7 protein-coding genes are annotated in these 10,762 nt (G+C 48.0%); 5 read left to right on the top strand and 2 right to left on the bottom strand.

What is annotated here, in order from left to right:
- Window positions 1–6: 6 nt before the first annotated feature.
- The 3 genes from aceE (at window position 7) to lpdA (ending at window position 6,236) form a co-directional block, all read left to right on the top strand.
- Window positions 7–2,661 carry a pyruvate dehydrogenase (acetyl-transferring), homodimeric type gene (gene aceE / locus AC6R0R_RS10775; RefSeq protein ID WP_500626660.1) on the top strand — a complete coding sequence of 885 codons (2,655 nt, stop codon included), beginning with the start codon at window positions 7–9 and terminating at the stop codon, window positions 2,659–2,661.
- Between the two features lie 19 nt (window positions 2,662–2,680).
- Window positions 2,681–4,579, top strand: coding sequence for a pyruvate dehydrogenase complex dihydrolipoyllysine-residue acetyltransferase (gene aceF, locus AC6R0R_RS10770; RefSeq protein ID WP_500626659.1), 1,899 nt, complete (start codon window positions 2,681–2,683; stop codon window positions 4,577–4,579).
- Window positions 4,580–4,811: 232 nt separating this feature from the next.
- Window positions 4,812–6,236 carry a dihydrolipoyl dehydrogenase gene (lpdA, locus tag AC6R0R_RS10765; RefSeq protein WP_334553903.1) on the top strand — a complete coding sequence of 475 codons (1,425 nt, stop codon included), beginning with the start codon at window positions 4,812–4,814 and terminating at the stop codon, window positions 6,234–6,236.
- Window positions 6,237–6,374: 138 nt separating this feature from the next.
- Here the strand turns inward: lpdA and AC6R0R_RS10760 are convergent, their stop codons facing one another.
- A complete protein-coding gene (locus AC6R0R_RS10760; protein WP_487902112.1) occupies window positions 6,375–6,989 on the bottom strand; it encodes a LuxR/HapR/OpaR family quorum-sensing transcriptional regulator in 615 nt (204 codons plus the stop codon).
- Between the two features lie 329 nt (window positions 6,990–7,318).
- On the opposite strand from AC6R0R_RS10760, the gene hpt reads away from it, so the two are divergent.
- Window positions 7,319–7,849, top strand: coding sequence for a hypoxanthine phosphoribosyltransferase (gene hpt, locus AC6R0R_RS10755; RefSeq protein WP_334553906.1), 531 nt, complete (start codon window positions 7,319–7,321; stop codon window positions 7,847–7,849).
- Between the two features lie 88 nt (window positions 7,850–7,937).
- Here the strand turns inward: hpt and can are convergent, their stop codons facing one another.
- On the bottom strand, window positions 7,938–8,606 hold the full coding sequence (gene can / locus AC6R0R_RS10750; RefSeq protein ID WP_334553908.1) for a carbonate dehydratase: 669 nt from the start codon (window positions 8,604–8,606) through the stop codon (window positions 7,938–7,940).
- 348 nt (window positions 8,607–8,954) lie between these two features.
- On the opposite strand from can, the gene AC6R0R_RS10745 reads away from it, so the two are divergent.
- Window positions 8,955–10,625 carry a SulP family inorganic anion transporter gene (locus AC6R0R_RS10745; protein WP_500626658.1) on the top strand — a complete coding sequence of 557 codons (1,671 nt, stop codon included), beginning with the start codon at window positions 8,955–8,957 and terminating at the stop codon, window positions 10,623–10,625.
- Window positions 10,626–10,762 lie beyond the last annotated feature (137 nt).

The raw sequence follows: 10,762 nt of genomic DNA, 5'->3' as shown, positions 1-10,762 counted from the left end.
AGGTTAATACAGTCCGAGCCTCATGTGATCTCAGCACCTGAATGGTTACAAGCTCTTGAGTCAGTAGTTCGTGAAGAAGGTGTAGAACGTGCACAGTACCTACTAGAGCAAGTTCTAGACAAAGCTCGCCTAGACGGCGTTGATATGCCAACAGGCATCACAACCAACTACATCAACACGATTCCAGCGAACCAAGAACCAGCTTACCCTGGTGATACTACGCTTGAGCGCCGTATCCGTTCCATCATCCGCTGGAACGCAATCATGATCGTTCTACGTGCATCTAAGAAAGATTTAGAGCTAGGCGGCCACATGGCGTCTTTCCAGTCTTCTGCTGCGTTCTACGAAACCTGTTTTAACCACTTCTTCCGTGCACCGAACGAGAAGGATGGTGGCGATTTGGTTTACTACCAAGGTCACATTTCACCAGGTATCTACTCACGTGCATTCGTTGAAGGTCGTCTAACTGAAGAGCAGCTAGACAACTTCCGTCAAGAAGTAGACGGAAAAGGTATTCCTTCATACCCGCACCCGAAACTGATGCCTGAATTCTGGCAGTTCCCGACAGTATCGATGGGCCTAGGTCCAATCGCTTCTATCTACCAAGCTCGTTTCCTTAAGTACCTAGAAGGCCGTGGTCTTAAAGATACGTCAGAGCAGCGCGTTTACGCCTTCCTAGGTGACGGTGAGATGGATGAGCCAGAATCACGTGGTGCTATCTCTTTCGCTGCGCGTGAGAAACTAGACAACCTATGTTTCCTAATCAACTGTAACCTACAGCGTCTAGATGGCCCTGTTATGGGTAACGGTAAGATCATTCAAGAACTTGAAGGTCTGTTCAAAGGTGCTGGTTGGAACGTAGTGAAAGTCATCTGGGGTAACAACTGGGATTCACTACTCGCCAAAGATACGACTGGTAAGCTTCTTCAACTGATGAACGAAACCATCGACGGCGACTACCAAACATTCAAATCAAAAGATGGCGCGTACGTACGTGAGCACTTCTTTGGTAAGTACCCAGAGACAGCTGCACTTGTTGCTGACATGACTGATGACGAAATCTTCGCACTTAAGCGTGGTGGTCACGAGTCTTCTAAGCTATACGCGGCATACAAAAACGCGGCAGAAACGAAAGGTCGTCCAACAGTAATCCTAGCTAAGACTGTTAAAGGTTACGGCATGGGTGAAGCGGCTGAAGGTAAGAACATCGCGCACCAAGTTAAGAAGATGGATATGACGCACGTACTACACCTACGTGATCGTCTAGGTCTTCAAGACATCCTAACTGACGAAGCAGTGAAAGAACTTCCGTACCTGAAACTTGAAGAAGGTTCAAAAGAGTACGAATACCTACACGCTCGTCGTAAAGCGCTACACGGCTACACGCCACAGCGTCTACCAAAATTCACTCAAGAATTCATCGTTCCTGAGCTAGAAGAATTCAAGCCACTACTAGAAGAACAGAAGCGTGATATCTCTTCTACTATGGCATTCGTACGTGCACTAAACGTTCTACTTAAGAACAAGAACATTGGTAAGAACATCGTTCCTATCATTGCTGACGAAGCACGTACATTCGGTATGGAAGGTCTGTTCCGTCAAATCGGTATCTACAACCCGCACGGCCAAACTTACACACCAGAAGACCGTGGTGTTGTTTCTTACTACAAAGAAGCGACTTCAGGTCAGGTTCTACAAGAAGGTATCAACGAGCTAGGTGCTATGTCTTCATGGGTTGCTGCTGCGACTTCATACTCGACAAACGACCTACCAATGATCCCGTTCTACATCTACTACTCAATGTTCGGCTTCCAACGTGTTGGCGACATGGCGTGGATGGCTGGTGACCAACAAGCACGTGGTTTCCTACTAGGTGCAACGGCGGGTCGTACAACGTTGAACGGTGAAGGTCTACAGCACGAAGACGGCCACTCGCACATTTTGGCGGGTACGGTTCCTAACTGTATTTCTTACGACCCAACATTCGCGTACGAAGTAGCAGTAATCATGCAAGACGGTATCCGTCGCATGTACGGTCCAGAACAAGAAAACGTGTTCTACTACCTAACGCTAATGAACGAAAACTACGCAATGCCAGCAATGCCAGAAGGCGCTGAAGAAGGCATCCGTAAAGGTATCTACAAGCTAGAAACTTACACGGGCGACAAAGCGAAAGTTCAGCTAATGAGCTCTGGTACTATCATGAATGAAGTACGTAAAGCAGCTCAAATCCTAAGCGAAGATTACGGTGTTGCTTCTGATGTTTACTCTGTAACGTCATTCAACGAACTCACTCGCGATGGCCAAGATGCAGAGCGTTTCAACATGCTTCACCCAGAAGCGGAAGCTAAAGTACCTTACATCCAAACAGTAATGGGTACTGAACCTGCTATCGCAGCCACTGACTACATGAAGAACTACGCAGAGCAGGTTCGTGCATACATTCCTGCTGAGTCTTTCAAAGTTCTCGGTACTGATGGCTTCGGTCGTTCAGACAGCCGTGAAAACCTACGTCGTCACTTCGAAGTGAACGCAGGTTACGTAGTAGTAGCAGCGCTAACTGAACTAGCGAAACGTGGCGAAGTTGAGAAATCTGTAGTTGCAGAAGCAATTAAGAAATTCGACATCGACACAGAGAAAACAAACCCGCTATACGCTTAATTAAGAAGGTAGATAAGAAATGGCAATCGAAATTAATGTACCAGACATCGGTGCGGATGAGGTTGAAGTTACTGAGATTCTTGTAAGCGTTGGCGACAAGGTTGAAGAAGAGCAATCTCTGATCACAGTTGAAGGCGATAAAGCTTCTATGGAAGTTCCTGCATCGACAGCGGGTATCGTTAAAGAAATCAAAGTTGCAGAAGGCGACAAGGTTTCTACTGGTTCTCTAATCATGATTTTCGAAACCGAGGCGGCCGGCGCTTCGGGTGCAGCTGACGCTGCACCTGCTCCTGCGGCAGAAGCAGCTCCAGCAGCAGCGGCAGAACTAAAAGAAGTTCACGTACCAGACATCGGTGGTGATGAAGTAGAAGTGACTGAAATCATGGTTGCCGTTGGCGACAGCATCGAAGAAGAGCAATCTCTTCTCACTGTTGAAGGCGACAAAGCGTCTATGGAAGTTCCAGCGCCATTCGCAGGTACGCTAAAAGAGATCAAAGTTGCAGCAGGCGATAAAGTATCGACTGGCTCACTTATCATGGTATTCGAAACAGCAGGTTCAGGCGCTCCAGCCGCACCAGCGGCAGCTGAAGCTCCTGCGGCAGCAGCTCCAGCAGCTTCTGCGGCAAAAGAAGTGAACGTTCCAGATATCGGCGGCGACGAAGTTGAAGTTACTGAGATCATGGTTGCGGTTGGCGACACAGTGGAAGAAGAGCAATCTCTAATCACAGTTGAAGGTGACAAAGCTTCTATGGAAGTTCCTGCACCATTCGCTGGCACAGTTAAAGAAATCAAGATTGCAGCTGGCGACAAAGTGTCTACTGGCTCACTAATCATGATTTTCTCTACAACGGAAGGCGAAGTAGCGGGCGCAGCACCTGCTCCGGCAGCGGCTCAAGCTCAATCGGCAGCACCTGCAGCTCCTAAAGCAGAAGCTCCAGCGGCAGCAGCTCCAGCAGCGACTGGCGATTTCAAAGAAAACGATGAGTACGCTCACGCGTCTCCAGTTGTTCGTCGTCTAGCGCGTGAATTTGGCGTTAATCTTTCTAAGGTTAAAGGTTCTGGTCGTAAGAGCCGTATCCTGAAGGAAGACGTTCAGAACTACGTGAAAGAAGCGCTTAAGCGTCTTGAGTCTGGCGCAGGTGCAGCCGCATCTGGTAAAGGCGACGGCGCGGCTCTTGGTCTACTCCCATGGCCAAAAGTGGACTTCAGCAAGTTCGGTGAGACGGAAACTCAGCCACTATCTCGCATTAAGAAGATCTCAGGTGCAAACCTACACCGCAACTGGGTGATGATCCCGCACGTAACCCAATGGGACAACGCAGACATCACTGAGTTAGAAGCGTTCCGTAAAGAGCAGAACGCCATCGAGGCGAAGAAAGACACGGGCATGAAGATCACGCCACTTGTGTTCATCATGAAAGCAGTAGCGAAAGCACTTGAAGCGTTCCCTGCGTTCAACTCTTCTCTATCTGATGACGGTGAGAGCCTGATTCTGAAGAAATACGTCAACGTAGGTATTGCGGTAGATACGCCAAACGGCCTGGTTGTTCCTGTATTTAAAGATGTGAACAAGAAGGGCATTTACGAGCTGTCTGAAGAGCTGATGGTCGTGTCTAAGAAAGCACGTGCTGGCAAGCTCACAGCGGCTGACATGCAAGGTGGATGTTTCACTATCTCAAGTCTTGGCGGTATCGGTGGTACGGCGTTTACGCCAATCGTTAATGCTCCGGAAGTTGGTATCCTTGGCGTGTCTAAGTCTGAAATGAAGCCAGTGTGGAACGGTAAAGAGTTTGAACCGCGTCTACAGCTTCCACTGTCTCTCTCCTACGATCACCGTGTGATTGATGGTGCAGAAGGTGCACGTTTCATTACTTACTTAAACGCGTGTCTGTCTGACATTCGTCGTCTAGTATTGTAATTCATGACTCCCCTTTACCCTCGGTGTAAAGGGGAGTCACTTTTTCTATATTCAGCAGTTCATTCGTGAATTGTTGTCTAGCTCACAGGCTAAATGGATTTACTTTTCACACCATTAACATCTCTGTAAACTGTTGGCGGTCTGAAAATAATATTGAAAAACAAACCATTCGTTGAACGATAGATTCCATACTCACTCAGCCTGTTAGGGATAATGACTACAAGAGGTCAAAATGAGCAAAGAAATTAAAGCCCAGGTGGTAGTACTTGGTGCCGGTCCTGCTGGTTACTCCGCTGCATTCCGTTGTGCAGACTTAGGTCTGGACACTGTTCTTATCGAGCGTTACAGCACCCTAGGTGGTGTTTGTTTGAACGTGGGTTGTATCCCATCAAAAGCGCTTCTACACGTGGCAAAAGTGATCGAAGAAGCGAAAGCTTTGGCTGAGCACGGTATCGTGTTCGGTGAGCCACAAACAGACATTGATAAAATTCGTCTGTGGAAAGAGAAAGTGATCAACCAATTGACTGGCGGTCTTGGCGGTATGGCTAAGATGCGTAAAGTGAACGTGGTAAACGGCTTTGGTAAGTTCACAGGACCTAACTCGATTGAAGTGGAAGGTGAAGACGGTAAAACGGTCGTTAACTTTGATAACGCTATCGTTGCTGCGGGCTCTCGACCTATCAAACTTCCATTCATTCCGCATGAAGACCCACGTATTTGGGATTCAACGGATGCACTTGAGCTGAAAGAAGTTCCAGGAAAGCTGCTGATCATGGGCGGTGGTATCATCGGCCTAGAAATGGGTACGGTTTACCACTCTCTGGGTTCTCAAATTGACGTGGTTGAAATGTTCGACCAAGTTATCCCAGCGGCAGACAAAGACATCGTTAAAGTTTACACCAAGCGTATTAAGAACAAGTTCAACTTGATGCTTGAAACTAAGGTGACCGCTGTTGAAGCGAAAGAAGACGGTATCTACGTATCAATGGAAGGCAAGAAAGCACCAGCGGAGCCAGAGCGCTACGATGCGGTTCTTGTGGCTATCGGTCGTGTGCCAAACGGCAAGCTTATCGATGGTGAGAAAGCTGGGATTGAAATCGACGAGCGCGGTTTCATCAATGTTGACAAGCAAATGCGTACCAACATCCCACACATCTTCGCGATCGGCGATATCGTTGGTCAGCCAATGCTAGCGCACAAAGGTGTGCATGAAGGTCACGTTGCAGCAGAAGTGATTTCTGGTAAGAAGCACTACTTTGACCCGAAAGTCATTCCTTCGATTGCCTACACTGAGCCAGAAGTGGCGTGGGTTGGTAAGACTGAGAAAGAAGCGAAAGCAGAAGGCATCAACTACGAAACGGCTACTTTCCCGTGGGCGGCGTCTGGTCGTGCTATTGCATCTGACTGTGCAGACGGTATGACGAAGCTTATTTTCGATAAAGATACCCATCGCGTTATCGGTGGTGCGATTGTCGGTACTAACGGTGGTGAACTGTTGGGTGAAATCGGCCTAGCTATCGAAATGGGTTGTGATGCAGAAGATATCGCACTGACTATCCATGCTCACCCAACTCTGCATGAGTCTGTCGGTCTAGCCGCGGAAGTGTTTGAAGGCACCATTACTGACCTTCCAAACCCGAAAGCGAAGAAGAAGTAATCCTTCTTAGACTGAAATAGAGAAAAACCGCTGATAAGTCAGCGGTTTTTTTATGCCTGTTCATTTATGCCTATTCACTGTGCTCGCTCCTGTACGTTAAAGATCAGGCATTGCGAATAGGCGTAGCTGACGAGCGTATTACTGATCGCGCTTGTAAATACAGAGCATGTTTAAGTGGCTGTTGGTCAGTTTCTCCATCGCTTCAGTATCTTGAATACGATTGGCTTGAATGAACAGCGAGTAGAACATGCCGTGGAACAGGGTCGCGAGATCGACAGGATCGTGCTTGTCACACACTTCATCGCGCTCGATGGCTTTCACAAACATATTTTGCACCAGCAGTTGGTTGGTGCTGTTGGTGGAGACAAACAGCGGCCAGACTTCATCACGAGTCGAGGCGCTCCATTCGAACCACACTTTGAGCCAGTGACAATCATTGAGCACCAACTCAACCATCGCAGAGGTCAGATTGTGCAGGTTCTCTCTCGCGTGGAGGTCTAGGTCAATATTGTCGGTGAGGAAGTTGGAGAACTGTCTGACGACATAGTTTAGAACGTCATCGACGAGATCTTCTCGGGTTGGAAAGTAGTTAAACACCGTCGCCACAGAGACTTGTGCGATCTCTGCTATGTCCGCGTGGCCACCACGTCCAATTCCGCGGCGAGCAAACACTTCCAAGGCGATTTCCATCAACTGCTGTTTGCGTTTTTGTGGAGAAAGGCGTGTACGGGGTCGTTTCGCTATAGAATCCATAGTTCATTTCCTTGCCAATTGAGTTGTCGTTGTGGGCTGAGCCCTATTTAGTATTTTATTATTTGCCGTAGCATTGATGAGTGTAATGGTGCATATATTTTGGGTCAACGTTTTGAGGTGATTTAATAATCAATTTTGTTAGTTACTAATATTTCATTTTTATCAGTCCCTAGGTTTTCATCCAAGCAAACGTTTAAGAGTGAGCGCTCAAGTGTTAGACTACGCGCTTGATCATTTAGCAGTACCGGCGAGTCAAACGGCTCGGAACGGGCACATAGGCGCGAATACGCTATCCTTCAGGTACTGGCAAAACGAAAGACGAGATGGGTATGAAACATACAGTAGAAGTGATGATTTCTGAGCAAGATGTTCAGGCGCGAGTAAATGAGCTGGGCAAGCAGATCACCGAGCACTACCAAGGAAGTGAAGACTTGGTGTTGGTTGGATTGCTGCGTGGTTCGTTTGTCTTTATGGCCGACTTAGCGCGCCAAATTGACCTGACGCATCAAGTGGATTTCATGACGGCTTCTAGCTACGGCAATACCATGGAAAGCTCACGCGATGTTCGCATCTTGAAAGATCTCGATGACGACATTAAAGGCAAGGATGTGCTGATTATTGAAGACATTATCGATACAGGCAACACACTCAACAAAATAAAAGAAATTTTGTCGCTGCGTGAACCTAAATCGATCGCCATCTGTACGCTGCTTGATAAGCCTTCGCGTCGCGAAGTCGAGGTGCCTGTGGATTGGATTGGTTTCTCAATCCCGGATGAGTTTGTCGTTGGTGTTGGGATTGACTACGCGCAAAAGTATCGCCATCTTCCATACATCGGTAAAGTGGTACCACAGGAATAAAGTGGTCACACATAAACTGGCAACACGACATTGAACAATGCCCGCGATTGCGGGCATTGTTGTTATTAGGCTATGTGTGTCAATGAACTTAGCGACACAAGAGTTTTTGTTCTGGGTTTAGGATCGCTTCCATCGCTTTCTGATAAGAGTCATCGACCGATTCTCTTGAGCTTGAACGCACGCCCAAATACTCCAGTTTACCGTCGCCAATCCCATACACAACACCGTGGATTTCCACGTCCTGACCGCGCTCCCACGCATTTTGCATAATGGTCGAGTTGCCCAAATTGTACACTTGTTCCGCAACGTTGATTTCACCCAGCTTGTCCGCTTGATCCTCTAACGGCATGCCATCAAGGTAGTGACGATGCTTAAAGTAGAGATCGCGAATATGCAGTAGCCAGTTGTTAATCAGACCAAGTTGCGGATTGTCGATCGCCGCTTTCACCCCGCCGCAGCCATAGTGACCACACACGATAATGTGCTTCACTTTCAACACATCCACCGCGTATTGCACCACAGACAAACAGTTGAGGTCGGTGTGAATGACTTGGTTTGCCACATTTCGATGAACGAAGAGCTCACCAGAGTATAACCCGGTTAGGCGCTCTGCTGGGACACGGCTGTCTGAACAGCCAATCCACAAGAAGCCTGGGCTCTGTCCTTGTTCCAATTGAGTAAAATATTCAGGTCGCTCGGCTTTGATCGACTCTGACCACTTAGAGTTATTATCAAATAACTGTTTAATCTCTGGCATCTTACTTATCAATCCTAAAAAAATGTTTCATCACTATACATAATGTTACAAATTCATACCCGTAAAAAATCAGTAAAAAGGCACTCATCTGACGAGTTTAGGGATGAAAATACATAAACTTAGTCGAGATCCTAACAAACAGTTATAAAGTAGTCGGAATGTGATACCAATTACTGTTACTGCTGAGGGGTAACATTTGTTAGAGTGATGTTTTTGCGGCATTTCGCCTCAATAATCTGATTTTTCACGTCAGATAGTAGCATAAATTTTATGGTTATTGGTTTTTCACTTGGTATTCACGCGCTGAAGCTAAGTGGTGAAAGATGTTGTTAAGCATGGAGCAAGGTTGTGCTTGGAAATCGATTTGAAGATATCAATATTAAAGGCGATCTGTTTGGCGGTGTGACCACTGCGATCATTTCTCTGCCACTCGCACTGGCGTTTGGTGTAGCGTCAGGCGCTGGGGCTGAAGCGGGTTTATGGGGGGCGATCATGGTCGGTCTGTTCGCTGCCCTGTTCGGTGGGTCGAATACTTTGATCTCAGAGCCGACGGGTCCAATGACGGTGATCATGACCGCCGTTCTCACCAGTATGATGGCCAAATACCCTGAAACGGGTATGGCGATGACCTTCACTGTGGTGATGATGGCGGGCGCATTCCAGATCTTGATTGGAACATTAAAGCTCGGGAAATACGTCACTTTGATGCCATATAGCGTGATCTCCGGGTTTATGTCGGGTATTGGCGTGATCTTGATTATCCTTCAGCTCTCGCCGTTATTGGGGCATGCCGCCCCTGCTGGTGGTGTGGTTGGCACGCTTTCCGCTTTGCCTGACACCTTGGCCAACATGAAATTCAGTGAGCTGCTTCTTGGCGCGTTGACCTTGGCCATTTTGTTCTTTTTCCCTAAACAGTATCGCAAATATGTCCCTGCGCAGTTGGTTGCGCTTGTGGCGGTGACCTTGCTCTCCGTCGTGCTGTTTGAGCCTGACGCGATTCGTCGGATTGGTGAGATTCCTGCGGGTCTGCCTTCTCTGGTGATGCCACATATCGATCCCTCGATGCTGGTGGAAATGGTGATAGACGCCTTGGTACTGGGCACGCTGGGCTGTATCGATACCTTGCTGACTGCGGTTATCGGTGACTCGCTCACGCGTAAAGAGCACGACTCCGACAAAGAGCTCCGTGGTCAGGGCCTTGCCAACATGGTCTCAGGCCTGTTTGGTGCTCTGCCGGGGGCGGGCGCAACCATGGGCACGGTGACCAACATTCAAGTGGGGGCACGTTCTCCGCTCTCAGGCGTGATTCGAGCACTGATTTTGGCCTTAGTGGTTTTGGTGGCGAGTGGCTTAACCGAACCTATTCCGATGGCGGTGTTGGCTGGTATTGCGGTGTATGTCGGATTTAACATTCTTGACTGGAGTTTTATCCAGCGTGCGCACAAGGTTAGCTTTCCGGGCATGGCCGTCATGTATGGTGTGATGCTGTTGACGGTGTTTGTGGATTTGATTGTCGCTGTGGGGCTAGGAGTGTTTATCTCCAACATTATCATCATTGAGCGCCTTAGCCGCGAGCAAGCGAGGCAGGTTAAAGCAATCAGTGATGCGGACCAAGACGATGTACCACTGACTGACAGCGAGCGCGCCTTACTCGATAAAGCCAACGGTAAAGTGCTGTTCTTCTATCTCTCCGGTCCGATGATTTTCAGTGTTTCTAAAGCGATTTCGCGTCAACACAGCAGTATCTCTGACTATCAAGCGATGATCTTAGATTTGACTGATGTGCCTATGATTGATGTCACCGTCGGGCTTGCGTTGGAAAACGCCATCAAAGACGCATTGGACGCCAAATGTCAGGTTTATTTGCTCTGCCCGAACGAACATACCCGTCAGCAACTTGAGAAGTTCCACGTGATTGATCTCGTGCCAAGTGACAACACCTTTAAGTTCCGTTACGAAGCACTGAAAGCCGCGCTGAAACATGTCGATGAGACACCGGAAATCGGCTATTCGATCTAATTGACACTCGGTGTACGTTCCCCATTCGCCTTACGCAGTGGGGAGCGTATCCGGTGCGAATCCACCCTTCCTATCACGTTCCCTTTGCACGCTCTATTTTTCACCCTATATGTTTTCGCTATAACTTATGATTTCTA

This window comes from Vibrio sp. R12-SW3-ISO1 (genome assembly GCF_059834005.1).
This window is presented reverse-complemented; position numbering and strand designations above follow the sequence as displayed.